Origin of the sequence: Thermobacillus composti KWC4 (assembly GCF_000227705.2) — a bacterium.
In the GTDB taxonomy this organism is placed as follows: domain Bacteria; phylum Bacillota; class Bacilli; order Paenibacillales; family Paenibacillaceae; genus Thermobacillus; species Thermobacillus xylanilyticus.
Genome location: NC_019897.1, coordinates 2,405,406 through 2,430,008 on the forward strand (window position 1 = coordinate 2,405,406; position 24,603 = coordinate 2,430,008).

The window sequence follows — 24,603 nt, forward strand, 5'->3', positions numbered from 1 at the left end:
ATCAGATTGGGGGACAGCCCCCTTCGTTACAAGATATGCGCCGCTTTCTTAAAAATACGCCCCCGCTCTTCATACGACTTGAACATGTCCCAGCTGGCGCAGGCGGGCGACAGCAGGACGGTGTCCCCCGGTTCGGCGAGCGCGTCCGCCTCCCGCACCGCCCGCTCGAGCGTCGCTTCCGGGCTAGCTTCGGGCTCGACGACGCGGATATGCCGGATGCCAGCCGCTTCCGCCGCCTCCGCGAGCTTCCGCCGCGTCTCGCCGATGGCGACGAGCGCCTTCACTTTCTCGCGCAGCACCGGCACCAGTTCCGCGTAGTCCGATCCGCGGTCCAGTCCGCCGGCCAGCAGCACAACCGGCCCCTTCACCGAGCGGATCGCCATCGTCGTGGCGGTCGGATTCGTATCCTTCGAGCTGTTGTAGAAGCGGATGCCCGCCTTCTCCCGCACGAATTCGAGCCGGTGCTCGACGCCGCGGAAGGCGCGCAGCGGTGCCGCGAGCGCTTCAGCGGGCACGCCGGCGGCCAGCGCCGCCGCCGCCGCCGCGGCCGCATTGGCGGCGTTGTGGCGCCCCGGAATGCCCAGCTCGTCCACGGCGATGATGGCGGTGCTGACGCCGCCGGTCCGCCGGACGATCGTCCGGGATGCACCGTCGTCTTCCGGCGACGGGGGATAAGGCGGATCGACGAAGACGCCTTCCTCGAGCCGCTGCCGGATGGCAAACGGCACGATCCGCGCCCGGATGCCTTCGGCCAGACGCCGGCATTCCGGGTCGTCCCAATTGACGACCGCAATGTCCTCCTCCGTCTGGTTGGCGAACAGCTTCGCCTTCGAGGCCGTATAATCGTCCATGCCGCCATGGTAGTCAAGATGCGTCTCCGCCACGTTGGTCAGCACGCTGATGCGCGGCCGGAAGGCGGACGTTCCTTTCAGCTGGAAGCTGCTCAGTTCGGCGACGAGCCAGCTGTCGGCCCCCGCTTCCCGCGCCGCGTCGGTGAGCGGCCGGCCGATGTTGCCCGCGACGATCGTCTTTCGCCCCGCCGCTTCGAGGAGCTTCCCGATCAGCGTCGTTGTCGTCGTTTTGCCGTTCGATCCCGTAATGCCGATGATCGGCGCGTCGGTCAGCCACCAGGCGACTTCCACTTCCGTGACGATTTCAATGCCCAGCTCAAGCGCTTCGCGCACGGGCGGGGACGAGTAGGGAATGCCCGGATTTTTCACCACCAGGGCGGTGTCCGGCGTCACGAGCCCCTCCGGATGACCGCCGCAGAGAACGGAAATGCCCAAAGCGGTCAGTTCGGCCGCTTCGGGACACTGTTCAGGCGGTTTGACATCGCTCGCGATCGTCTCCGCGCCCAGCGCGTGGAACACTTTGGCGACGCTGACGCCGCTCCGCGCCAGACCGAGCACGACGACCCGGCGGTTCCGGTAAGTCGAGGGATGTTGCATGCTGCCACTCCTTTGGATGTCGAACCGTGACGCCGGACGGCTACACCGCGCCGTTCAGCATCAGGCCGGCGGCGGCGAACAGAAATCCGGCCGCCCAGAACATGGTGACGACCTTCCATTCCGACCAGCCGCCCACTTCAAAATGGTGATGAATCGGACTCATGCGGAAAATCCGTTTGCCGCGCAGTTTGAACGAAGCCACCTGCAGCACGACGGACAGCATTTCAATGACGAAAATGCCGCCGATGACAATGAACAGCAGCTCGGTTTTCGTCAGGATCGCGACGGCCGCGAGTCCTCCGCCGATGCCGAGGGAGCCGGAATCGCCCATGAACACTTTCGCGGGATGGGCGTTGTAGACGAGAAACCCGAGCACCGCGCCGATCATCGCGGCGGAGAAGACGGCCGCTTCCGGCTCGGCGGCCCGGAGCGCCACGATCGCGAACGCGGCGAACGCGATCGCGCTTGTCCCGGACAACAGGCCGTCGACGCCGTCCGTGAAGTTGACGGCGTTGCCGACCGCCATGAACATCAGAATGATGAACGGATAATAGAAGAGGTGCAGATCCAGGCTCAGATCCGTCCCCGGCAGCGCGATCGACGTGTCGTGCCCGGCGCGGTACAGGATGATGCAGATGATGATCCCGAACAGCAGCTGGCCCAGCAGCTTCTGCCGCGCGGTCAGGCCGAGCGAACGCTTCAGGGCGATCTTGATATAGTCGTCCAGAAAACCGACAAGGCCGAACCCGAGCATTGCAATCAGCAGCACCCAGAATTCCGCCGTATATTCGGCGTATCGAAGAAAAGAAACGGCGGCGGCAAACAAAATGATGATGCCGCCCATCGTCGGCGTGCCCGACTTCTTCAGATGGGTCTGCGGCCCGTCGGACCGCACCTGCTGGCCGAACTTGAGCCGCTTGAGCAGCGGGATGGCCAGCGGCCCCAGGAGCACGGCGAGCAGGAAGGATACGCCGAGCGGGAGCAACAGTACAGGTATATCCAAAAAAGGTCTCCTCCTAACCCCGGACGAGCGCGTGCACGACTTCTTCCATCCGCATGCCGCGCGATCCCTTGACCAGAACGAGATCGTCCGGCGCAAGTTCGGCGAGCAGCCGACGGACGAGGGCGTCCTTGTCCGCGAAATGGATCGCCCGCTCCGGCCCGAGCCGCTCCGCCGCGCCGCGGACCGTGTGCTTCGACCGTTCGCCCACGGCCAGCACCGCGTGGATCCGATCGGGGTTTGCGGCCGCGCCGGTCTCATAGTGCAGCCGGTTCTCGTCCGGTCCGAGTTCCAGCATGTCGCCGAGGACGAGCCATTTGCGCCGGTAGCCCGTCAGCTCGCCGACGAACGCGATCATCGCCTTCACGGAAGCCGGACTGGCGTTGTAGGTGTCGTTCAGCACGACCGCGCCGTTCGCGGCATGCGTCGTCTCGAGCCGCATGGCCGACAGCTTGACCGCGCCGAGGCCCTGCCGGATGCTTTCCGGATCCAGGCCGAGCAGCGCGCCGACGGCGGCGGCAGCCAGCGCGTTCGCCACGTTGTGGCGCCCCGGGACCGGCACCCGGAACTCGCCAGGCCACTCGGGACCTTCGGGCGGCCGGATCGTGAATGCCGATTCCTTCGCCGTGGCAGCGAGCAGCTTCGCCGACCAGCCGTCCTCTCGGCCGAGCGCGAACGTCTCGAGGCGCCACTTGCCGTATCCCTCCGCCCGCTTCGCGCCTTCCCGGAGGAGCGGCTCGTCTCCGTTAATGAGCAGGACGCCGCCTTCTTTCAGTCCGGCGGCAATCTCGAGCTTCGCCTTCGCGATGCCCTCCCGCGAGCCGAGCTGCAGCAGGTGGGCGTCGCCGATATTCGTGATGACGGCGACATCGGGCCGGGCGATGCGGGTGAGCCGCTCGATCTCGCCGAAGCCGCTCATCCCCATCTCGAGCACGGCCGCCTCCGTATTCTCGTCCATCGCGAGAATTGAAAGCGGCAGTCCGATATGATTGTTCAGATTGCCTTCCGTCTTGTGGACGCGCAGCCGCCGGGCAAGGACGGACGCCGTCATGTCCTTCGTCGACGTTTTGCCGTTGCTGCCTGTGATGCCGATGACCGTTGCGGGCAACTGGCCGCGGTAGGCGGCGGCCAGCCGCTGCAGCGCGGCCAGCGTGTCGTCCACCAGCAGCAGCGGACGGCCGGCCAGCGCTTCCGGCACAGGGCGGCCGGCCTGCCAGAGCGAGGCTGCCGCGCCGCCGGCGAACGCGTCCCCCACATAGTCATGCGCGTCGAACCGTTCGCCGCTGAGCGGAATGAACAGCCGCCCCTCCGCGGGGCGCCGGGAATCCGTCGCCACGCCGCAGATCACGGCGTCCGCGCGCCGCGCCGCGGCTTCGTTCATCTCCGCGCCGCACATGGCGGCCAGCTGCACCGTCGTTCGTCTGATCACGGCCGTCTTCTCCTTATCGCTTCGCCGGCGACGAGCCGGTCGTCGAAATCGATCTTGCGATCCCCGATAATCTGATAAGTTTCATGACCTTTGCCCGCAATCAATACTACATCTCCGGGGCTTGCCATTTCAACCGCTTTTTCAATCGCCGCGCGCCGGTCCGCGATCCGCTCGTAGCGCTCCGCGGGTACGCCGTCCTCCCGCAGCCCCGCCTCGATGTCGTCCAGGATCGTCTCGGGATTCTCGGTGCGCGGGTTGTCGGACGTCAGGATGACATGGTCGGCGTAGCGGGCGCCGATGCGGCCCATGATCGGCCGCTTGCCGCGGTCGCGGTCGCCGCCGCAGCCGAAGACGAGAATGAGCCGGCGCTCCGCGATCTCCTTCACCGCCTTGAGCACGTTCTCGAGCCCGTCCGGCGTATGGGCGTAATCGACGATGACCGCGAACGGCTGCCCGGCGTCGACCGCCTCGACCCTGCCCGGCACGCCCTGCACCCGCTCCAGCCCTTCTTTCACGTCCTCGAGCGACACGTCCTCGACGAGCGCCGCGGCAATCGCCGCCAGCGCGTTGTACACGTTGAACTTGCCGACGAGACGCAGCGCGATGTCCGCCTCGCCGCGGAACGTGACCGCCTTGAACGACGTACCCCTGGCCGTAATGCGGATGTCTTCCGCGCGGACGTCGGCCGGACGGTCGATGCCGTAGGTGATCGTCTCCGCCGCCGTCGCCCGCGCGAAGGCGGCGGACGCCGGATCGTCGGCGTTCAGCACGGCGTATGCCCGCTCGTCCGGCTGCGCCGGATAGACATTGCCGAGCCGGGCGAACAGCAGCTCCTTCGCCGCGGCGTATCGCTCCATCGTACCGTGGTAATCAAGATGATCCTGGGTCAAATTGGTGAAAACCGCCGTGCGGAATTTTGCGCCTTTGACCCGGCCCTGCTCAAGCGCGTGTGACGACACTTCCATCGCGCAGTAGGCCGTGCCCTCGGCCGCCATTCCGGCGAGCAGCCGCTGCAGCTCGAGCGCGTCAGGCGTCGTGCCGGACATCGGAAGGGAGCGGCCGCCGAAGCGCGCTTCGATCGTGCCGATGACACCGCATGTTCTTCCCGCTTCCTGCAGAATGCTCTCGATGAGATGTGTCGTCGTCGTCTTGCCGTTCGTGCCGGTGACGCCGATCAGCTTCACCCGCGCGCTCGGGGAACCGTAGAACCGGTCGGACATGACCGCCATCGCCAGCCGGCTGTCCTTCACCACAATCTGCGGCACGTCCAGAGGCAGCCGGCGCTCGACGACGAGCGCCGCGGCGCCGCGCTCCACGGCTGCCGCCGCATAGTCGTGGCCGTCCACCGTATGGCCGGGCAGGCAGAAGAACAGATCGCCCGGCTTCACCTTGCGGGAATCGGTGCACAGCCCTCCGGGGCGAAGATCGCCGCCTTCCAGTTTTGCCGTGACGAGCAGCCCCGCAAGTTCGCTGAGCAGCATGCGCCGTACCTCCTTGCAAGCAAGCCTGATATTTTCCATTATAGACAGGCCTGGCCGAATCTAGGCATCGTCCTTGCCCAGGTAGATGCGGATCGTCGATCCCCGCTCCACCCGTTCGCCCGCCGCCGGCGCCTGCCGGATAACCACAGAGCCGGAACCGGAGGCGGCCAGGTTGAAGTTCATGTTCAGATCTTCATACAGATCGGACACCGTCTTGCCGACCAGATTCGGTACGGTGACGATCGGCGTGTCGCCGTAGTTCAATTTCTTTTCCAATTGCTCTTTGCGCGGCTTCACACCCAGCTCCGGCAGCGCATCGGCGAGAATGTTCCGCACGATCGGCGCGGAGACGAGGCCGCCGAACTGGATGCCGCGCGGGTTGTCGACGGCGACATAGACGACGATCTGCGGATCGTCCGCCGGCGCGAAGCCGATGAACGAGACGATGTGCTCGGTCGGCGAATACCGGCCGTTCACCACTTTCTGCGCCGTGCCCGTCTTGCCGCCGACGCGGTAGCCGTCGATGAAGGCGTTGCGGCCCGTTCCCCGCGCCACGACGCTTTCGAGCGCTTCCCTGATCTTGTCCGACGTCCCCGGCGAGATGACCCGCCGCACCGCCTCCGGCTCGAATTGTTGCACGACTTCGCCGGTATCGGGGCGGATGAGCGCCTTCGCGACATGCGGCCGGTACAGCGTGCCGCCGTTGATCGCCGCCGAGATCGCCGCGACCTGCTGGATCGGCGTCACCGACACCCCCTGTCCGAACGACGTCGTCGCCAGCTCGACCGGACCGACGCGTTCCGGCTTGAACAGGATGCCGTTCTCTTCGCCCCTCAGATCGATGCCGGTTTTCGTGCCGAAGCCGAAGTTGCGGATGTATTGGAACAGCACGTCTTTGCCCAGCCGCTGTCCGAGCGTCACAAAGCCGGGGTTGCACGAATTTTCCACCACTTCGAGGAACGTCTGGCTGCCGTGGCCGCCTTTTTTCCAGCAGCGGAGCCGCGCGCCGCCGACCTCGATCGCGCCCGGGTCGTGGAACCGCTCGCCCAGCAGATCGACCTTCCCTTCCTCGAGCGCCGCGGCCAGCGTGATGATCTTGAACGTGGAGCCGGGCTCGTAGGTCATCCAGATCGGCAGGTTCCGGTTATACACTTCGGACGGCACTTCCCGGTATCGGTCCGGCTCGTACGTCGGCCGGCTCGCCATGCCGAGAATTTCGCCCGTGTTCGGATTCATCGCGATCGCAAGCGCGGCGTTCGGCTGGAGCCGGACCATCGCGTCGTCCAGTTCGCGCTCGATGATCGTCTGGATCATGTAGTCGATGGTAAGCTGCAGATGGAGTCCGTCCTTCGGCTCGTTGTACGTATCAGAAGACCCCGGCATTCTGCGGCCTCCCGCATCCGACAGGAAGGATACGCTGCCGGAAATGCCGCTCAGCATTTTGTCATACGACAGTTCGACGCCGGTCAAACCCTGGTTGTCGATGCCGGTGAAGCCGAGCACATGCGCCGCAAGACTGCCGTATGGATAATACCGCTTGTTGTCCTCGGCGACAACGATGCCCGGCAGGTTCATGTCGCGGATTTCCGCCGCCTTCTCCGCCGAAATTTTCCGTCCTCCCGGCTGGATGCGGACGATCAGCTCGCGCTTCGTCACGAGCCGGTAGACGTCTTCCTTCTTCATGTCCAGGGCGAGCGCCAGCCGTTCGGCCGTCTCACCGGGATTTTCGATCTGCGCCGGAATGGCCATGACCGTCGGCGAACTGATGTTGTAGGCGAGCCGGACGCCGTTTCGGTCCAATATCTCGCCGCGCTTTGCCGTGACGGGAATGTTCCGCCGCCAAGATTCTTCCGCGCGGGCGGCCAGTTCCCCGCCTTCCCAGAGCTGTACGTATCCGAGCCGGATGATGAGCGCCAGGAACAGGGCGATTCCGCCGAGCAGAATCTGGAACAGCCGCCGCCTGACCGTGAGGCCCGATATCCGGTTGCGCATGCCGATCTCCTCCGAACGGGCGGAATTCGAAGCGTGGGACCGCTTCTCTCACAGCCTATTCGGACGAGTCCGCGAGTAGAACAGGCCTCATCCCCCTCCGCCGTCGCCTTAATCCTCCGTTTCGCCTTGCCGCTCGCCGTCCGCTTCGGACGATGCGCCTTCCTCTCCGGTTGATCCGTCTTCCTCCGCTTCGTCTCCGTCCGAGGCGGCGCCGTCGGGAAGCACGGCCGGCGTTCCCGGCGGCTCGAGCTTCAGGCTCAGCACCCGTCCGCCGGCTTCTTCCGACAGCGACTGCGCGGTAACGAAACCTTCGCCTTCGATGCGGCAGCTCAGCTCGAGCAGCGAACAGATCTCGAGCGCGTCGCGGAGCGGCAGCCCGGTCAGGTCGGGCACCTGCAGCTTGCTCCGCTCCTCCGTGATGAGATAGATCCGCTGCGACAGCGACATGTTCGTGCCCGGCTGCGGAATTTGCTGGAGCACCGTCGTCCCCTCGCCCACCACTTCGAGATTGAGCGAGCGTGCCCGCAGCTCCTCGCGGGCTTGCGATACGGCGAGCTCTGTCACGTCGGGGACCGCAATCACCTTCTCATTGCGCGTGCCCGTGTTCAGCGCCTTCACCGCGTTCGACGGACCGATGCCCAGATGGCGCAGGCTTTGCAGCGTAATTTCCTTGAACACCGGGGCCGCCACCGAGCCGCCGCCCGCATACGGGTCGTTCGGTTCGTCGACGACGACGTAGACGACGATCTTCGGGTCTTCGACCGGCGCATACCCGATGAAGGAGACGATGTACTTGCCTTCTTCGTATTGCCCGTTCACGACTTTCTGCGCCGTGCCGGTCTTGCCCGCGACGCGGTAGCCTTCGATGAACGCGTTCTGCCCCGTTCCGTCGGCGACGACCTGTTCGAGATATTCGCCGACTTTCCGCGCCGTCTCTTCGGAGATGACCCGGCGCACCGCCTTCGGTTCGACACGCTGCACCTTGCCGTCCGACGGATCCTCGATCTTCTCCACGAGCTGCGGCTGCATCAGCACGCCGCCGTTCGCGATGGCCGCAACCGCCGCCACCTGCTGGAGCGGCGTCACCTGCACCCGTCCCTGGCCGAAGGTGAGCGTCGCCCATTCCGTTGCGTAGCGCGGCGCAACCATGCCGGACAGTTCTCCCTTGAGCGGAATGCCCGTCGGCTGGCCGAAGCCGAACGCGTCGATGTACCGTTTCAGCGTGGAGGTTTCCATTTTCTCGTAGCCGAGTTTGACGAACGCGACGTTGCTGGACTTTTTGAGCCCCTCCAGCATCGTGATTTCGCCCCAGCCCTCGCGCTTGTGGTCGCGGATCGTCTGGTCGGCGACCCGGATGCTGCCGGACATGTAGGTTTCGTTCGGATCGAATACGCCTTCCTCGACCGCCGCAGCCAGCGTCACGATCTTGAACGTCGAGCCCGGTTCGTACAATCCCTTGATCGCGTAGTCGAAATCGGCGCCCGGTTTCGTCTCCCAATACTCGTTCGGATTGTAGGACGGCAGCGACGCCATGCCGAGAATTTTCATCGTTTTCGGATCCGCCGCGATCGCTGTGATGCTCTTCGGTTGATACTTGTCGTAGGTATCCTTGATCGCTTTCTCCAGGTAATACTGGATGTCCGCATCAATCGTCAGCTGCACGTTCTTGCCGTGCACGACCGGATCGATTTCAACATGCCCGTTCTGAATCTGCACGCGGTTGCCGTCGCGCTCGTACTTGATGCGGCCGTCCTTGCCGCGCAGCAGCTCGTCCAGCGACAGCTCGATGCCGTTCATCGCTTCGCCGGCCTTGTTCACATAGCCGATCACATGCGCGGCCAGCGAATTTTTCGGATAGAAGCGTTTCTGCTCTTCGAGCAGGTAGATGCCGACTTCTTTCTCCCCGATCCTGTTCCTCAGCTCTTCGCGGTAAGCCGAGATCTGGTCGGCCAGTTCCTTGTCGATCTTCCAGCCTTCATTGCGCACTTCGCGCTGGCGGTAGAACTTGCCTTCCGCGTTGCGCTTCGTCGCAATTTCGTACAGTTCGTCCCTCGGCTTGCCGAGCAGCTCATGCAGCTTGTCCACGACTTCGTCGACAATGCCGAGCTTGTTCAGCACCTCCGGGCTGACCGCCACGGTATAGCCGGCGACATCCATGGCGAGCACATTGCCGTCCCGGTCGGTAATCTTGCCGCGCACCGCCGGGATCTTCTCGGATGCCGACCACGTCTCCTTCGCTTTTGCAAGCCAGAACTCGGCATGTACGACCTGGACGACATAAATACGGATGACGAGAACGACAAACAGGAGGGTCATAACCCCCCCGATCGCCAGGGATCTCAGCTTGATGCGCCTGATCACGTGATCACCCTAATCTTTCATCGCCGTGCGCGCCGATTCGCCGCTGACTTGCAACGAAATGACGTCATCGAACTCCGGATAGACCATGCCGAGCTCGAGCGCTTTCTCCGTAATCTCGTTCGGGTCGCTGAGCGTCTCCACTTTCCGCTCCAGTTCTTTGATCTGCACATTCAATTGCTCGTAACGCTGCGTCAGTTCGCGGATTTCAAGATTCATGCGATAAATTTCCGCATATCGAAAAATGATGACGCTGGCCGTAATGACGCAGACGACAACGGTGAACAGATACAGCAGCTTCTCCTGGACGGGCAGCGGCTTGCGCCGGATGACCGTCTTCCGCCTTTCCTGGGCGGAAGCGTTATGTTCCGGCCGCTTGTTCGGCTTCATGGCCAGGTTGCCGTGCATGTAGGCCATTGTCAATCCCCCTTGCTTGTTCAGATCGCAATTCACGTATATCACGGTCCGGGCGGCAGCTTCTCCGCGATCCGCAGCTTCGCCGAACGCGCCCGCGGATTCGCCGCGATTTCTTCCGCTCCGGGTTCGATCGGTTTCCGGTTGACCAGCCGCAGGGTGCTGCTCGCGCCGCAGACGCACATCGGAAAATCCGGCGGGCAGGTGCAGGACTGGACATATTTCGCAAAAATCTGCTTGCAGATTCGGTCTTCCAGCGAGTGAAACGTGATGACCGCGACCCGTCCGCCTGGTTTCAGGCAGGCGACCGCCTGATGAAGCGCGTCTTCCTCTGCGCCCAGCTCGTCGTTCACCGCGATCCGGAGCGCCTGGAATGAACGCCGCGCCGGATGGCCGCCCGTCCGCCGCGCCGCCGCGGGGATCGCCTCCTTCACAAGCTCGGCCAGTTCGCCGGTCGTGGCGATCGGGCGCCGCTTGCGGGCTTCGACGATCGCCTTCGCGATTCTCCGGGCGAACCGCTCCTCGCCGTAGCGGTCGAGGATGTCCGCGATTTCCCGCTCGTCCCATCCGTTGACGATGTCCGCCGCCGTCAGGCCGGACGCGCGATCCATCCGCATGTCGAGCGGCGCGTCGTGCCGATAGCCGAACCCCCGCTCGGCTTCATCCAGCTGCGGGCTGGAGACGCCGAGGTCGAACAGGATGCCGTCCACCTGCGGCACGCCTTCGTGTGTCGGGACACCGGTTTCCAGGAGCTTTTCCTCGAGGTGGCGGAAATTGCTCCGGATCAGCGTGACACGGTCCATGTATGGCGCGAGCCGCCCGCGTGCATGTTCGATCGCCGACTCATCCTGGTCGAAGGCGATCAGGCGGCCTCCTTCGCCGAGCCGCGAAGCGATCAACTCGCTGTGGCCGGCTCCGCCGAGCGTGCAATCGACGTATATGCCGTCCGGCTTCACCTTGAGGCCGTTCACGGCTTCTTCAAGCAGCACCGTCACATGATGAAACAAAGGTCTTTCCTCCCGGGGCATGTTCGTCCGAATCCGGCTGGCTACAGATTGAAGTCGAAGTCGACCAGTTTCTCGGCGATTTCGTTGAACGCCTCTTCAGACTGCCGATAGTAGCCTTCCCATGCCGCCTTGCTCCAGATTTCCACGCGGTTGGATACGCCGATCACGACGCATTCCTTCTCGAGCTTGGCGTAGTCGATCAGATGATTCGGCAGATTTACCCTGCCCTGTCTGTCCAGCTCGCATTCGACCGCCCCGGAGAAAAAGAACCGGGCGAACGCGCGGGCATCCGACTTCATGAGCGGCAGCGACTTGAGCTTCTGCTCGAGCACGCTCCACTCGGCGGACGGATAGACGAACAGGCAGTTGTCGAGGCCGCGGGTGACGATGAATTTCACGCCGAGATGTTCGCGGAACTTGGAAGGAATCGTGAGACGGCCCTTGTCGTCTATGGAATGTTGGTATTCACCCATGAACATTCGGCCGCTCCACTCCTTCCCCCAAGTCTCCCACTATGCCCCACTTTCCACCACTTAGCATGTTCTATTCGCCACCTGACAGCAGATTCCTGCTGCCGTTAGCCATTTTCGAAATTAATATTTTATGAGGTTAAGAAAACCGGGGCGGCCGGTGCCGTCTTTCAGGGAAACTGCGGTTGCTCCGGGCTGGGACGCGGCGGATCATCTCCGGATTTTCTGCGATTTTGACTGATTTCAGAAATATAAGCGAAATGTTTTCGTCTGTTTTGTCCATTTCGGCCGAAATCCGGCCGTCCTGCTCCACACCGCGGGACCGCGTTCCGACCAAGCAAAAAACGGCCGGGAACCATGTCCCGACCGATCGCGCTGTGCAGGATTTTCAATGCTCCTGCCAGCTTTCCAGATACCGTTTCTGATCGTCGCTGAGCCGGTCGATCGCCGCGCCCAGCGATTCGAGTTTCAGCCTTGCCACCTGCTCGTCGATTTCGTACGGCACGTTCACGACGCGGCGGCCGATTGACTCGTGCGCCTCGTTCACATACTTCAACGCCATCGCCTGCAGGGCGAACGTCATGTCCATGATCTCGGCCGGATGGCCGTCGCCCGCCGCCAGATTGACGAGCCGTCCTTCCGCCAGCAGGTACAGCCGGCGGCCGTCCTTGAGCCGGAATTCCTCGATATTCTTGCGCACCGTGCGCTTGCTCACGGACAGCTCCTCAAGATCCGGCTTGTTCACTTCGACATCGAAATGACCGGCGTTCGCAAGCAGAGCGCCGTCTTTCATCACGGCGTAGTGCTCGCCGCGGATGACGTCGCGGTTCCCCGTCACGGTAATGAAAATATCGCCGATTTTCGCCGCCTCCAGCATCGGCATCACGGCGAAACCGTCCATATAGGCTTCGACCGCGCGAATGGCGTCGACCTCGGTGACGACGACATTTGCGCCGAGCCCTTTCGCCCGCATCGCGACGCCTTTGCCGCACCAGCCGTATCCGGATACGACGACCGTCTTGCCCGCAACGACGAGGTTCGTCGTCCGGTTGATGCCGTCGAACACGGACTGACCCGTGCCGTACCGGTTGTCGAACAGATATTTGCAATAGGCGTCGTTGACGGCCACCATCGGGAACCGGAGGGCGCCGTCCCGCTCCATCGCCTTCAGGCGCAGGATGCCCGTCGTCGTCTCCTCCGCGCCGCCGCGCACGTTCGCAAGCAAATCTTGCCGCTCGGCGTGCAGGATGGCGACGAGATCGCCGCCGTCGTCGATGATGAGGTCCGGCTTCGTCTCAAGCGTCTTGACGAGCAGTTCTTTATACTCTTCCGGCCCCGGGTTGTATTTCGCAAAAACCGCAATGCCGTCTTCCACCAGCGCGGCGCAGACATCATCCTGCGTCGACAGCGGGTTGCTGCCCGTGATCGCCACTTCCGCGCCGCCGGCGGCAATCACTTTCGCGAGATAGGCCGTCTTCGCCTCCAGGTGGAGCGAGATCGCGACCTTGAGTCCGGCGAACGGCTTCTCCCGCTCGAATCGCTCCCGGATGCGGTTCAACACCGGCATATGCGCCGCCGCCCAGTCGATCTTCAGATGTCCTTCCGGCGCAAGCCGGATGTCGGTAATGACGCTTCTCTCCACAACGCCCAACGGGGCAACCTCCTTCACGGCGCCGATTCTGCCGGCCCCTTGTAGTTATGGCTCACAAATCAATGCGATAATGGCCCCCGAGCGGATGAAACGGCACCGCACGCAGCGCTTCCAGCCAGCCGCCGCCCCAGGCGTTCCACATCGCCGCCATATTGAGCACCCGCTCCTGCTGCCGGCCGCCCGGCGCCAGCCAATCGCCGATGCGGTCGAACCGCCGGATGTCGGCTTCGTACCGCCGGTTGCGCGATTCCAGCGCCTTCTGCTCGAGCCAGCGGATCTGTTCGCGGATTTTCTCCTTGTTCTTCTGCCCGAGCGGACCGAGGCCGCTGTCAGCGGCGGCAAGTTCCGCGATCAGCGGGTCGTACAGGGCGTCAAACCGCCGCGCCGCCTCCGCGAACAGCCGCTCCACCGGCAGGCTGTCGTGCGCCGCGAGCCAGGCCCGCTTCCGTTCCTCCAGCCGCTCGCTTACATCGTCCATCGTCAGCCCGAACATCTCCATCCGCTTGCGGATCGCGCCGTCCGTCACCGTGAACGACATCCGCGGGACGATAATCGGCATCTCCATCCCGAATGCGCGGAACGCATCGCCGACCTGCGCCCAATACGCGATCTCGCCCTGTCCGAGCACCGTCGCCAGCACCGGCAGCACGTAATCCTGCATCAGCGGCCGCGTCAGCACGTTGTTGCTGAACAGATACGGTGCTTCCAGCGCGAGCCTCTCCAGCTCGCCGCGGCCAAGCGCAAAGGTGCGCCGCTTGTCGATGAAGTTCCCGCCGTCCCGGTAAAGCATGACCCGCTCGCCCGCCGGGGCGCCCGGTCCGATGCCGCCGAACCGCTCGTCGCGGAACAGGAACAGGTTCGCGCCGCCCGGCTGCAGCTCCGCCTGCACGGCATAGCCGAGCCGCTTGAGCTTCTCCTCCGCCGAAGCGAACGCCGATGCGAGCCCGTCGTTCTCGGCGACCATCCGCCGGAACATCGGCGCCTCGACGGCCCGGATCGCCGGATCGTCCGCATCCATCAGAATGAGACCGTCTTCGGCGAACAGGTCCGCCATCAGCGCGCCGAACCAGTCGGACAGCGTCTCCGCTCGCGCGGCCGACGCTTCGATCCGGTCGAGAAGCGCGGGCTTGAACTCGGAATCGGGAAGCGACGCGGCCAGCGACCGGATCGCGCCCTCGATCCGCTCGCGGCCGAGCTTCGTCCGGCTGACCGAAGTCCGCGGGTGTTCTTCCCGTTCAACCGCAATCCGCACAAGTCCCGTCTCGTGCGATACGATGTAGGCGTGATTCGCCTCCTGCCAGTCGTGGTCCTCGCCGGCAATCCAGAACACGGGCACCACCGGGCGTCCCGTCTTCTCTTCCGCCCATCGCGCCGCATGAATGATGGACAGCGCCTTGTAAATGACCAGGACAGGCCCCGTGAACAGCCCGGCCTGCTGACCGCCGACGACGGCCAGCGCCCCGGCCGCCAGCCGGTCGATGTTCGCCAGCGCCCTGCCTGAAGCGCCGATGCGCCTGTTGTATGCCGCAAGCGCCTCCGCGACCCGCGTCGCGTCGGCGCGGTCGTGACGATGCCTCTCGAGCCGCTCCGCCCTCCGGCGCCAAGCCTCCGGATCGCCGGCATGACCGCCGAACAAGGCGGCGAGCTCCGGATCAGTTCCCCGAACATAGGCTTCGCTGACGGGCGAACTGATCGAATTCGTCAAACAGTGAACGTGCATGGATGCGTCCGTTCCTCCTCGCGCTCACTCCGCTTGTGAATATTTACATCTGATTGTACCAACGCGCGCAACAACCGTCAAAATTATAACCCATCCACACTGTATCAGGAAAACGGCTGTCCGGGAAGACGGGGCCGCATCAAAAAAACCTCCGTTTATCCGGAGGCTTCATACTTGAACAATCGATCGAATGAGACCGACAATCAGAAAGATGATATACAGGACGGCCAGGACGAAGAAGCCGACCCGCCAGACGACCCGGACGATGCGGACCGGGTCAAACCTGCCCTTGGTCCGGTGCTGCAGGTTGCCGAGCAGTCCGGCGCCGATCAGCATGACCAGCAGAATGCCGTAAAATCCGAACGAACCGCCGAACAGTTGATTGAACAGCCCGGAGACGCTGCCGATCAGAAATACCATCGTCACGTCAATGGCAAGCTGAATCGACTGCTTCCGGTCCCTTGAATAAAGGTACGTGCCGATATAGACGGCAGCGAACGGAATAAACGGTAGAACGGACAAATAGCCGTAAGCCTGCTTCACGACTTCCCATAATGCTCCCATGGCTCCAAGCCTCCCCCCGGCTCATTCGGACCGATCGCACCGACCAGGGCTGCCACCGCCTCATTGAGCGGCGCAGCGATGCCGGCTTTTCGGGCCAGCCGGGCGACCCCGCCGTTGATTGCGTCAATTTCCGTCGGCCTGCCCGCCTCGACGTCCACAAGCATGGAAGACCGGTTGTCCGCCGTCCGCCGGATGACGTCGAGCAGCCTGTCCCATTCTCCGCCGTCCGTCCGCATGCCGGCTGCCTTGAGCACCGCGAGCGTCTCGTGAAAGAGCGCCCTCATGAGCCTGCGCCGGACGGGATCCCCGGGCAGCTCTCCGTTCTTCACGCGGAAGAGCGCGGTGAGCGGATTGACGACCGCATTCACGAGCAGTTTGCCGTACACATGATCCATGATGTTGTTCGACAAGACCGCCGCAATTCCTGCCGCGGAGAGCGTGTCAACCAACAAAATTTGGCGTTTTCTGCCGATCGCGGGATGCATGCCGATCACGGTCCGGCCTTCTCCGGTCAGGCGGACGGCAGCCGGCCCTTCGCGCAGCGCGCCTTCCGTCGTGACGGCATGAAGGAGCGGCATCTCCGGCATGCGGGATGCGAGATATTCCATATGTCCGATGCCGTTGGCCAGGCAGATGACCGGCGCACGTTCCACGCCGGCGAGCGTCCGCAAGAAGCGGACGGCGGATTCCCCGGTAAGCTGGTGCGATTTCATCGCCGCGATGATCCACCGCTCCCGGCCGGCGTCCGCCGCAGCCGCCTCCGCCGCGGCTTCCGGTTCGGCCGGACGCGCATCCGGCGCCGCGCGCACCATCCCGTCGCCAACGGCCAGCGTTGCGCCTCCCTCGCGGATCAGCGCGGCCTGCTCCCGCGTCCGCGTCCACAGCCGCGTCCCGACGCCGGCGGCGGCCAGCCGCACCGCCCAGGCCAGACCGATGGCGCCGCCGCCCGCGATCTCGACCAGCATGCCAATCCCTCCCATCGTTTTCGGGATCATTGTATCATCCTCCCGAAAACGATAAAAGGCATGTCCCGGCCCGGTCGCCGTCATGCCTCGGGATGCGCCCGCGGGCGCCTGCTTATTCGATGCGCTCGAGATTGCCGTTCGCGTCCATCTTGAACCTTGGCTTCCCTTCTTCCCCTTCCTCCAGCACCGCCAGCCGCCGCGCCCGGTCCATGATCTGGATCAGCGTCCTGTAGTCGTCGTTTACGGCGCGGTATTCGCTCTTGGTATTCGTGATGTCGCGGATCAGCTGTTCGTTTTTGGCGCGGAGTTCCTGGATTTCCTCATCCCGCTCCTTCAACTCTTTCTCGAACGACTTGATCTGGCGCACCGCGTCCTGATAGGCGTTGCGCCAGCCCCGCAAATGCCGGATGATCGCATCGAATGACAGCGGTTCCTCGACGCCCGCCGCGATCCGCCCGGCCTGTTCGCTCTGGTCGCCCTGAGGCGGCAGCTGCTGCCCGGAGCCGGCCTTCTTCATCTGGTTCCGCTTCTGCCGCTGCTGCTTGGCGAGCTGAATCGCTTCCTCATAGCGTTTGCGCACGCAGCTGTTCCAGCGGAACCCGCAAGCCGCGCTCGTCCTCCCGATCCGCTCCCCCACTTCCTCAAATGCCGCAAGCTGCGTGCTTCCTTCCCGAATATGGCGAAGCGTCACTTCGGCCAAAATGAGATCGTCCTCCGGTGTCCATGCGTCTTGTCTGACTGCCGCCATAAACCCACAACCTCCCAACAAAATAAGTCGCTTGTTTTATCTCTATGCCCTTGGTAGAGTTCATAGAATCTATCGCATACTCAAATGTATTGCCATTATCCCCGGGGCGCATACATGAAGCCGCGTTCCGAAGGGCATGCTAACGGGGACCGGCGCGTGGCGGACGAAAAGTTCGCCGAATCGTCAAGGTTCCCGGTTTACTCCGGCGGCAAGCGGCGCTATAATGGACGATAGGTTATGGGATCCGTGGCAACGAGAGGGGGATATTGATATGGCACGCATGTTCCGGGTGCTCGGCGTGTTGACGCTTGCGATCGGGCTGCTGGCTTTCGCGGGCGGCTTGATCGAGATGGCGCTGCTCTTCTTCTTCCAGACCGCGTTCTTCATCCTGCTGGGTTACCTGAATCTGTCGGAACGCAGCTACATATTGACGTTCTGGGGATATATGATCGTCGCCTTCCTCGGATTCACGTACTATTCCGTCTTCGTGATGGAAATGCCGTACTGATCCGGCGGCGAACGAAAAACAGCCTCGCAATGCGTGCGGGGCTGTTTTTCGTTTCTTACGGCCGCTCGAGCACGACCACCTTGAACAATTCGCTCATCCCGTCGCTGAGCAAGAGCTGGCGCACCGCCCGGTTGCGGCGCGCTTCCGGGGAGAACGGATCCGTCCCGGCGTGCTCCCGGAGCAGCTCCAGCACGCCGCCCTCGAGCAGAAACCGCATCTGCGTGCCGTACCAGGCGGTCCGCCATCCGCATTGTTCGGCCGTTCGCATCACCGCGGTGAAATTGACGTGCGCGGTAATATCCTGGTCCCCGGGATACAGGTAGGGGTTGTCGTGCACGACATGCCGCCGGTAGCAGCGCATCGTGCCCTTCATGCGGTGCGGAGCGAGCAGCTCTTCCTGCACGTCGCCGTAATCGATCAGCACGATCCGGCCTGCCCGCACGATGCCGAGCATCCGCTCCAGCCAGGCGAGCGCATCCGTCCCCCACTCGGCCTCCTGCCCTTCGAGCGGCATCAGCCCTTCCGCTTCCAGCCTGTTCAGCGACGCCTGGTCCAGCGGCATCAGCGCGTCGCGCAGCCGCCCTTCCCGCTCGTCGTACGCCGCCCCGATCTCCCAGAGCATACCGCCTTCCCGCTTGATGCGCCGGAACGGGAACGCGTCGAGCAGCTCGTTCGCGAGGATGAGCGGCCCCTCCGCTTCGGCCAGGCGCGCCTCCGCCTCGTCCGGCGCAAGCGCTTCGACCGATGCGGCGAATCCGGCCTCCGCGGCGCCGCGGCGGGCCGCCTCCCGATGGCCGGCGTGGCTGTCCGCCATCACGTACCGGACGGAAGCCGCCCGGTCCGGCTCGATATTCCGCCATTCCTCAAGCAGCCGAATGCCGAGGCGCCCGGTTCCGGCTCCCCATTCGAAGACGACCGGAGGCCGGCCGCTTCCCGCAAACGTCCCGCTCGCGAAACGCGCCAGGACGGCGGACATAATGCCGCCGATGTCGGCGCTCGTGTAGAAATCGCCCTCACGGCCGACCCGGTTCGGGCCAGCGGCGTAATAGCCGTGCTTCTCGTCATACAGGCAGACGGCCATGTAGTCACGGAACGGAATGGCCGGCAGGCTGCGGCGCTTCCCGTCCGCATCCGTGACATATCCCGTCCGCCCGTCTTCCCGGATGCGCCGGATCAGAAGTCCGGTCAGTTCCGTCATTTGCGTTTCATCCCGTTCCGTCATGGTTCGCATCCTTTCCCGGACGGCGTCCTCCTTCCCGGAAAAACCGGATGAAGGACAAAACCGCACCTTCCGATTATAATGGGAACAAGTCCGGCATACGTATGGTGTTATCCGGCTGCGAGAGGAGGACCAGCGCTTGCATCGTCCGCGCAGAAATCGGCTCGCCGCCTTGCTGGCAGCCGTTATGATCATCTGGGCAGCGGCTCCCGGGCCGGCGCTCGCCGAGGACGAAAGTGCCATGAGCGATGAGGAAGTCCGCGAGCTGCTCGAGAAAAGCCTGAACATCGCCGAGCTCGACAAGGAGATCGAGCGGATCGCCGGCCAGCGCAAGGAGACGGCCGGGAAGATCCAGGCGCTGAACGACAGCATCGCCGGACTGGAGGCCGAACTCGACCTGCGCCGGGAACGCGTCGGCGACGTGCTGAGGTCCTGGTACATGGGCGAGCGGGATGTGCTGATTCAGGCCATCTTCTCGTCCGACAGCCTGTCGGATCTGCTCGCCATGCTCGATTATCTCGACGAAATGTTGTCCCATGACAAGTTTACGCTCGAAACCTATCGCAAGCAACGGGAAGACTGGCTGGATGAGCGCGAGCGGCTGATCGCGGAGGAGAAGCGGCTGGAAGAGATCGAGCGGGATCTGCGCCTGCAGCGCGAACGGGTGATCCGCCTCCGTGCCGAAGTGGACGGCATCATCAATTCCAGCGGAGACAGCGAACGGCTCCGGCTGCTCATCGCCGAATGGCTCGCCTGGTGGGAGAATACCGGCCTGCCCGAAGTCGAGCGCCATTTCCGGGCGCTGGCGGACGCGATGGAGAGCCTTCCCGGATGGCTCGCCGAGCGGAAAGACCTTGTGAAACAGTCGGGCTTCACCTACACCGTGCGTCTGCCGGAAGACGACCTGAACGCGTTCCTCCGGGAACAGAATCCGCTGTTTGAATCTTTCGCCTTCCGTTTCGAAGACGGCGTTGTGTCGGCATACGGCCGGCGCGAAGATCTCGAAGTGGAAATCGCCGGCAGCTACACCATCGAAGACGAACCCGAGCATGTCGTCCGGTTCCATACCGAGAAGATCGTGTTCAACGGCTTCGCCCTGCCCGACACGACGATCCGCGAACTGGAGCGGCGGTTCGACCTCGGCTTCTATCCGCAGCTGCTCGTGCCACTGGTCCGAGCCACCGCCGTCGACGCCGACGACGGCGTGCTCACCGTCGAGCTGCGCATCGGGCTCCGCCGCCGGCAGAGCGGCGATGCGGAATGACAACCCGCCGGCCGGGCGGCATGCAGCCGCCGCGCATCCGTGCCCCGCTGCAGGGCGGTCAGCCCGCGGCGGGGCGCGTCATTCTCCGCGGCGGGGATCACAGACGCTCGGCCGCGAGCTGCGCCAGCTTCGAGCGCTCCCCTTTCTCCAGCGTCACATGGCCGCTGATGGACTCCGATTTGAACTTTTCCACGATCAGCGTCAGCCCGTTGCTTACCGAATCGAGGTACGGATGGTCGATCTGTTCCGGATCGCCGATCAGCACGATCTTGCTCCCTTCGCCGACGCGGGTGACGATCGTTTTCACCTCGTGCCGGGACAGGTTCTGCGCCTCGTCGATGATGATGTACTGCCCCGGAATCGACCTGCCGCGGATGTAGGTCAGCGCCTCGACCTGTATGCTCCCCAGCCCCATCAGGATTTTGTCAAGATCGCCCGACTTCTTCGCATCGAACAGATACTCGAGATTGTCATAGATCGGCTGCATCCACGGACGAAGCTTTTCGTCCTTCTCTCCCGGCAGATAGCCGATGTCCTTCCCCATCGGCACGATCGGGCGTGCGATCAGCAGCTTCTTGTACCGCCGCTCGTCCTCGACCTTGTGCAGCGCCGCGGCCAGCGCCAGCAGCGTCTTGCCCGTGCCGGCCCGGCCGGTCAGCGTGACGAGCGGAATGTCGTCGCTGAGCAGAAGTTCCAGCGCCATCCGCTGCTGCGCGTTGCGGGCGGTGATGCCCCAGACCGGATCGCCGGCGAGCCGCAGCGGCTCAAGCCGCGTCCCGTCGGTCGACACCTTGACGAGCGCCGATTTCGACGTGCCCGTCTCGTCTCGCAGAATGACGAATTCATTCGGATAGACGGTCTTCCCGAGCTCGGATACGGCAAGCGAGCGGTCCGTGTAGAACGCGTCGATGACCCCCGGATGGACATACACCTGCGAATACCCGGTATAGAACGCGTCGGGCGACACGGTCCGGTCCGACAGGTAATCCTGCGCCGGCAGGCCGAGCACATCCGCTTTCACCCGGACAAGCACGTCCTTGCTGACGACGATGACCGGACGGGGAGAATCGCTCTCCTGTTCCTCCAGATGATAATTCAGCGCCACGGCGAGCATCCGGTTGTCGCTGGTCATCTCGCCGAACCGGGCTTTCAGCCGGATGAAGCTGCGGTGATTGAGTTCGACCTTGAGCACGCCGCCCTGATCGAGCGGAATGCCTTCATGCAGCCGTCCCCGTTCCCTGAGTCCGTCGAGCATGCGCGAGACTTGCCGGGCATTGCGGCCGATTTCGTCCTGCAGCCGTTTCTTCGCGTCGATCTCTTCCAGCACGACGGCGGGAATAACGACCACATTGTCCTCGAATTTCAGCGGTGCCTGCGGATCATGGAGCAGCACATTGGTGTCGAGCACGTAGATTTTCTTCATCGCGGATACCTCCCGGCGTCGGTATGGCAGCGTGAAAATACATATCAGCGGAACATCGGGGCAACGCTAAGGACAGATCGCGAAGGACAGATATCGAACGAAAAGCGATGAAAGGATGCGGAGCGATGACGAAACGGTTCGCCTGGTGTCTGGTCGTCAGTCTGTGCATCATGGCTGCCGCCGGCTGCGGCAGACAGACGGGGAACGAGCAAACTTCACCTCCTCCCGGCGCCGACGGAGTGCAAACGCGAAATGCGCAGGAGATGCAGAAACTCGAAATCGATGATCCGGCGGCCGTCGCGCGCCATCTCGAAACGCTGGCGAAAAACATCCCCGGCGTACAAGACGCGCGATGCGTCGTATTCGGCAATACGGCCGTCGTCGGCATCGATGTGGACGAGAAACTCGACCGTTCGCGGGTCGGGACGATCAAATATTCCGTCGCCGAAGCGTTCCGCAAAGATCCGTACGGCATCGACGCCTTCGTCACGGCCGACATGGATCTGAATGAACGGATCCGCGAGATTCGCGCCGACATCCAGGCCGGCCATCCGGTCGCCGGATTTGTCGAAGAACTGACCGACATCATCGGCCGGATCATGCCGCAGCTGCCGCGCGATGTCGAGCTGAAAGATCCGCCGGAGACGGAAGCGCCGAAGACGGACGGGCGGCTGTAACAGCCCGCAAGAAACAAGGAAGCCTAACGGCCCCACCAGGGTCGCTAGGCTTTCTTCATGGCTTCGAATACTTGTCCGTCGAGTTTGTCGGCGGCGCGCTTGTCGTACGTTTTCTCGTACTCGGGCAGCGCCGTGAGCCGCGCGCCGTAGAACATCGCGTCGCGCACCGCGGAAATCGCGATGTCGAAACAGACGAGCCGGAACGGCACGCCTTCCAGCGCGTCCGTTACGACCGAAGCCGTCCCGTAGACGGCCTGCACCGTCCCGCCGGCGAACAGCGTGACGGCAACGGCTGGATTGTTCTTCAGATTGGCGACAAGGCGGGAACGCCCGTCGACGGCGAACCGGAGCACGGACGGGTTCGGCGCGAAAATCCACGAAATCGCGTTCGTCGTCGGGGAACCGGTCTCCGCGTCGATGGTGTGCAGCAGTACGAACGTTTCGCCCTGCATGGCGGCAAACTGCGCGTCAGACAACGCTGTCAACGTTTCGGCCACCCGCATGACCTCCTTGGCTGCGTGGATGGGGAATTCACAAACCGTGCAATCTTGCCTTCATTATACCACAGCGGGGATCGTCCTACTACCGGCCGGTCGCCTCCCGCTGCGCAAGGCGCGGCGCCATGATCTCACGCAGCGCGGCCTTCGCTTCCTCCAGCTTCGCCTCATCCAGATGCATATAGGGGCTGCGCCATTTCCCGTCAAGCTGGATGAACGTAATGTCGGACCGGCGGATGCCGAAATAGACGGCGATCATCCGTTCAATCTCCGACGACGGCATATCGATCGACAGATTGTTTCCGACCGCTTTGATCACGTCGTCCAGCTTCGTGAGGCTGCCGAGCGACATGAGACGGTCCGTCAGCGCGCCGATCACTTCGCTCTGCCGCCTGTTGCGCTCCAGATCGCTCGATTGGCGCGTACCGGCGTTCGATTGCCGGTATCGGACGAAATCGAGCGCCTGGTCGCCGTTCAGCTTCTGGAATCCCTTTTTCAGGTTGATGTCGGTGCCGCCGGCCACATCCTTATACCGCATGTCCTGATCGACGTACACTTCGATGCCGCCGAGCGCGTCCACGATGTCGGAGAAGCCCTTGAAATTGATCTTCGCCGTATAGTCGATCGGGATGCCGAAAAATTTGCCGAACAGCTCCTTCACTTCGCGGCGGGCTTGCAGATCGGCTTCCTTCGCATCCCGCCCTTTATTGCGGGCGGCCGAATAGAAATTGGCGTAATAGGCGTTCGCCTTCCGGGTCGAGTAACCTTCGACGTCAATCCGGGAATCGCGCGGAATCGTGACGACCACCGCCCGCTTCTTCTCCGGATCGAACGCGGCCGCCATCAGAACGTCCGTGTTCATCCCGCCGATCTTCTCCCGCGTGTCGAGGCCCATCACCAGCATCGCGATCGGCTGTTCCCGCACGGATTGTTCCGGCGGCACGACCGTGGTTTCGCCCTTCTCTTCTTCATCCGTGCTGATGTTCCGGATCGCTTCCTTCGCGGTGCCGAGCAGATCCCCGATATACCAGGCGGCCGCCCCCGCAATCACGAGCAGCGGAAGCAGCACCCAGAGCAGCCATCTTTTCCGTGATTTGCGGCCTTCCCGCTTCTTCGCCCGGCGGGTTTCTCTGCGGGGAGGCAGCGGATTCTGCGTGCTCATGCGCTCACCTATTGTTCGTTGAATTTGGGATTGGCGTTGATGTCGATGAGCAGCTGCTCGGCCGCCTGCCGAGGCGCCCGCCATCGGCCGGGACAGCCTTCGCGGACGTAGGCGACGGTAACGAAATCATCGTCGGTCTCCGCGATGCCGACTTCGGTCACGCCGTGATCTTCCGTCAGAATCTGCAGGAAAAAATCCCTCGTGTCCAATGCCGCCCGGTCGTCCGGCCGGCCGGCAGCCACAATCTCCATCTGCAGCCAGTTGAACAACGCATCATCGAACTTCATCCGCCGCATCCCGCTCCTTGTCGTTACGGTCCGCATTTCCGCGGTCTTTCCGCCACCGGTCATAGAGCTGCCGCAGCCTCAAGATCAGCATCAGCACGACCGCCACGGCCATGCACTGGATGATCGGCAGCTTGTCGACCTGAAGGACAAGCAGCACCAGGCTGCCGATCGCGATCGTCACATAGACGAGAATCTCCTTCAGAATCGGGAGCCTCCGCACCGGTCGGAATACATTGTTGAAAATAAAAATGGTGAACCCGACGATGAGCAAGTAAGAGACCAGCATATGTTCCGCCAGCCATTCCTGCATGTTCTCCCC

The 24,603-nt window shown here is 63.4% G+C and carries 23 protein-coding genes; 3 read left to right on the forward strand and 20 right to left on the reverse strand.

The window, feature by feature from the left end:
• Positions 1-26: 26 nt before the first annotated feature.
• The 14 genes from murD to THECO_RS11370 form a co-directional block, all read right to left on the reverse strand.
• Positions 27-1,448 (reverse strand): UDP-N-acetylmuramoyl-L-alanine--D-glutamate ligase, encoded by a 1,422-nt coding sequence (gene murD / locus THECO_RS11305; RefSeq protein ID WP_015255174.1) that lies wholly within the window; start codon positions 1,446-1,448, stop codon positions 27-29.
• Between the two features lie 40 nt (positions 1,449-1,488).
• Positions 1,489-2,451: a phospho-N-acetylmuramoyl-pentapeptide-transferase gene (gene mraY, locus THECO_RS11310; protein WP_015255175.1), complete on the reverse strand. Its 963-nt coding sequence runs from the start codon at positions 2,449-2,451 to the stop codon at positions 1,489-1,491.
• A 13-nt stretch (positions 2,452-2,464) separates the two neighbouring features.
• Complete coding sequence (locus tag THECO_RS11315; RefSeq protein WP_015255176.1) at positions 2,465-3,877, reverse strand: UDP-N-acetylmuramoyl-tripeptide--D-alanyl-D-alanine ligase; 1,413 nt, start codon at positions 3,875-3,877, stop codon at positions 2,465-2,467.
• Positions 3,874-5,358 (reverse strand): UDP-N-acetylmuramoyl-L-alanyl-D-glutamate--2,6-diaminopimelate ligase, encoded by a 1,485-nt coding sequence (locus THECO_RS11320; protein ID WP_015255177.1) that lies wholly within the window; start codon positions 5,356-5,358, stop codon positions 3,874-3,876. The genes THECO_RS11315 and THECO_RS11320 overlap by 4 nt, the downstream gene beginning before the upstream one ends.
• 60 nt (positions 5,359-5,418) lie before the next feature.
• Positions 5,419-7,350: a stage V sporulation protein D gene (locus THECO_RS11325; protein ID WP_015255178.1), complete on the reverse strand. Its 1,932-nt coding sequence runs from the start codon at positions 7,348-7,350 to the stop codon at positions 5,419-5,421.
• A 108-nt stretch (positions 7,351-7,458) separates the two neighbouring features.
• On the reverse strand, positions 7,459-9,711 hold the full coding sequence (locus THECO_RS11330) for a PASTA domain-containing penicillin-binding protein (protein ID WP_015255179.1): 2,253 nt from the start codon (positions 9,709-9,711) through the stop codon (positions 7,459-7,461).
• 9 nt (positions 9,712-9,720) lie between these two features.
• On the reverse strand, positions 9,721-10,125 hold the full coding sequence (gene ftsL2, locus THECO_RS11335; RefSeq protein ID WP_015255180.1) for a cell division protein FtsL: 405 nt from the start codon (positions 10,123-10,125) through the stop codon (positions 9,721-9,723).
• A gap of 41 nt (positions 10,126-10,166) precedes the next feature.
• Complete coding sequence (gene rsmH / locus THECO_RS11340; RefSeq protein ID WP_015255181.1) at positions 10,167-11,129, reverse strand: 16S rRNA (cytosine(1402)-N(4))-methyltransferase RsmH; 963 nt, start codon at positions 11,127-11,129, stop codon at positions 10,167-10,169.
• Positions 11,130-11,170: 41 nt separating this feature from the next.
• A complete protein-coding gene (mraZ, locus tag THECO_RS11345; protein ID WP_015255182.1) occupies positions 11,171-11,608 on the reverse strand; it encodes a division/cell wall cluster transcriptional repressor MraZ in 438 nt (145 codons plus the stop codon).
• A 379-nt stretch (positions 11,609-11,987) separates the two neighbouring features.
• Positions 11,988-13,250: an adenosylhomocysteinase gene (locus THECO_RS11350; protein WP_015255183.1), complete on the reverse strand. Its 1,263-nt coding sequence runs from the start codon at positions 13,248-13,250 to the stop codon at positions 11,988-11,990.
• Between the two features lie 52 nt (positions 13,251-13,302).
• Positions 13,303-14,970 (reverse strand): bacillithiol biosynthesis cysteine-adding enzyme BshC, encoded by a 1,668-nt coding sequence (gene bshC / locus THECO_RS11355; RefSeq protein WP_015255184.1) that lies wholly within the window; start codon positions 14,968-14,970, stop codon positions 13,303-13,305.
• A gap of 168 nt (positions 14,971-15,138) precedes the next feature.
• Entirely contained in the window at positions 15,139-15,534 is a 396-nt protein-coding gene (locus tag THECO_RS11360; protein WP_015255185.1) for a DUF3397 domain-containing protein, read from the reverse strand.
• A complete protein-coding gene (locus tag THECO_RS11365) occupies positions 15,510-16,529 on the reverse strand; it encodes a ketopantoate reductase family protein (protein ID WP_052835888.1) in 1,020 nt (339 codons plus the stop codon). The genes THECO_RS11360 and THECO_RS11365 overlap by 25 nt, the downstream gene beginning before the upstream one ends.
• Positions 16,530-16,611: 82 nt before the next feature.
• Positions 16,612-17,247 (reverse strand): RsfA family transcriptional regulator, encoded by a 636-nt coding sequence (locus tag THECO_RS11370; protein ID WP_015255187.1) that lies wholly within the window; start codon positions 17,245-17,247, stop codon positions 16,612-16,614.
• Between the two features lie 271 nt (positions 17,248-17,518).
• On the opposite strand from THECO_RS11370, the gene THECO_RS11375 reads away from it, so the two are divergent.
• Entirely contained in the window at positions 17,519-17,755 is a 237-nt protein-coding gene (locus tag THECO_RS11375; RefSeq protein WP_015255188.1) for a DUF2626 domain-containing protein, read from the forward strand.
• A 55-nt stretch (positions 17,756-17,810) separates the two neighbouring features.
• Here THECO_RS11375 and THECO_RS11380 read toward each other — a convergent pair whose 3' ends face one another.
• On the reverse strand, positions 17,811-18,977 hold the full coding sequence (locus THECO_RS11380) for an SAM-dependent methyltransferase (RefSeq protein WP_015255189.1): 1,167 nt from the start codon (positions 18,975-18,977) through the stop codon (positions 17,811-17,813).
• A 136-nt stretch (positions 18,978-19,113) separates the two neighbouring features.
• Between THECO_RS11380 and THECO_RS11385 the strand changes: the two genes are divergently transcribed.
• Positions 19,114-20,238 carry a coiled-coil domain-containing protein gene (locus THECO_RS11385; protein WP_015255190.1) on the forward strand — a complete coding sequence of 375 codons (1,125 nt, stop codon included), beginning with the start codon at positions 19,114-19,116 and terminating at the stop codon, positions 20,236-20,238.
• Between the two features lie 97 nt (positions 20,239-20,335).
• On the opposite strand, the gene THECO_RS11390 is transcribed toward THECO_RS11385, so the two are convergent.
• Positions 20,336-21,661 carry a PhoH family protein gene (locus THECO_RS11390; RefSeq protein ID WP_015255191.1) on the reverse strand — a complete coding sequence of 442 codons (1,326 nt, stop codon included), beginning with the start codon at positions 21,659-21,661 and terminating at the stop codon, positions 20,336-20,338.
• Positions 21,662-21,786: 125 nt separating this feature from the next.
• Between THECO_RS11390 and THECO_RS11395 the strand changes: the two genes are divergently transcribed.
• Positions 21,787-22,338, forward strand: coding sequence for a YhcN/YlaJ family sporulation lipoprotein (locus THECO_RS11395; RefSeq protein WP_015255192.1), 552 nt, complete (start codon positions 21,787-21,789; stop codon positions 22,336-22,338).
• A gap of 44 nt (positions 22,339-22,382) precedes the next feature.
• On the opposite strand, the gene THECO_RS11400 is transcribed toward THECO_RS11395, so the two are convergent.
• The 4 genes from THECO_RS11400 to THECO_RS11415 all read right to left on the reverse strand — a co-directional run bounded on the left by THECO_RS11400 (position 22,383) and on the right by THECO_RS11415 (position 24,594).
• Positions 22,383-22,835 carry a pyridoxamine 5'-phosphate oxidase family protein gene (locus THECO_RS11400; protein WP_015255193.1) on the reverse strand — a complete coding sequence of 151 codons (453 nt, stop codon included), beginning with the start codon at positions 22,833-22,835 and terminating at the stop codon, positions 22,383-22,385.
• Between the two features lie 85 nt (positions 22,836-22,920).
• On the reverse strand, positions 22,921-23,997 hold the full coding sequence (locus THECO_RS11405; protein ID WP_015255194.1) for an LCP family protein: 1,077 nt from the start codon (positions 23,995-23,997) through the stop codon (positions 22,921-22,923).
• 8 nt (positions 23,998-24,005) lie between these two features.
• Entirely contained in the window at positions 24,006-24,284 is a 279-nt protein-coding gene (locus tag THECO_RS11410; RefSeq protein WP_041853888.1) for a hypothetical protein, read from the reverse strand.
• The gene (locus THECO_RS11415; protein ID WP_015255196.1) at positions 24,271-24,594 is read right to left on the reverse strand and encodes a YlaH-like family protein; all 324 of its coding nucleotides are present in this window, start codon (positions 24,592-24,594) and stop codon (positions 24,271-24,273) included. The genes THECO_RS11410 and THECO_RS11415 overlap by 14 nt, the downstream gene beginning before the upstream one ends.
• Positions 24,595-24,603: the final 9 nt, after the last annotated feature.

Coding starts and splice junctions, on each gene's coding strand:
- THECO_RS11390 (WP_015255191.1), bottom strand. CDS start 21,661: ATGAAGAAAATCTACGTGCTCGACACCAATGTGCTGCTCCATGATCCG.
- mraZ (WP_015255182.1), bottom strand. CDS start 11,608: ATGTTCATGGGTGAATACCAACATTCCATAGACGACAAGGGCCGTCTC.
- THECO_RS11365 (WP_052835888.1), bottom strand. CDS start 16,529: ATGATCCCGAAAACGATGGGAGGGATTGGCATGCTGGTCGAGATCGCG.
- murD (WP_015255174.1), bottom strand. CDS start 1,448: ATGCAACATCCCTCGACTTACCGGAACCGCCGGGTCGTCGTGCTCGGT.
- THECO_RS11370 (WP_015255187.1), bottom strand. CDS start 17,247: ATGGCGGCAGTCAGACAAGACGCATGGACACCGGAGGACGATCTCATT.
- THECO_RS11360 (WP_015255185.1), bottom strand. CDS start 15,534: ATGGGAGCATTATGGGAAGTCGTGAAGCAGGCTTACGGCTATTTGTCC.
- THECO_RS11320 (WP_015255177.1), bottom strand. CDS start 5,358: ATGCTGCTCAGCGAACTTGCGGGGCTGCTCGTCACGGCAAAACTGGAA.
- THECO_RS11415 (WP_015255196.1), bottom strand. CDS start 24,594: ATGCAGGAATGGCTGGCGGAACATATGCTGGTCTCTTACTTGCTCATC.
- THECO_RS11410 (WP_041853888.1), bottom strand. CDS start 24,284: ATGAAGTTCGATGATGCGTTGTTCAACTGGCTGCAGATGGAGATTGTG.
- THECO_RS11375 (WP_015255188.1), top strand. CDS start 17,519: ATGGCACGCATGTTCCGGGTGCTCGGCGTGTTGACGCTTGCGATCGGG.
- bshC (WP_015255184.1), bottom strand. CDS start 14,970: ATGCACGTTCACTGTTTGACGAATTCGATCAGTTCGCCCGTCAGCGAA.
- THECO_RS11325 (WP_015255178.1), bottom strand. CDS start 7,350: ATGCGCAACCGGATATCGGGCCTCACGGTCAGGCGGCGGCTGTTCCAG.
- THECO_RS11395 (WP_015255192.1), top strand. CDS start 21,787: ATGACGAAACGGTTCGCCTGGTGTCTGGTCGTCAGTCTGTGCATCATG.
- ftsL2 (WP_015255180.1), bottom strand. CDS start 10,125: ATGGCCTACATGCACGGCAACCTGGCCATGAAGCCGAACAAGCGGCCG.
- THECO_RS11405 (WP_015255194.1), bottom strand. CDS start 23,997: ATGAGCACGCAGAATCCGCTGCCTCCCCGCAGAGAAACCCGCCGGGCG.
- THECO_RS11380 (WP_015255189.1), bottom strand. CDS start 18,977: ATGACGGAACGGGATGAAACGCAAATGACGGAACTGACCGGACTTCTG.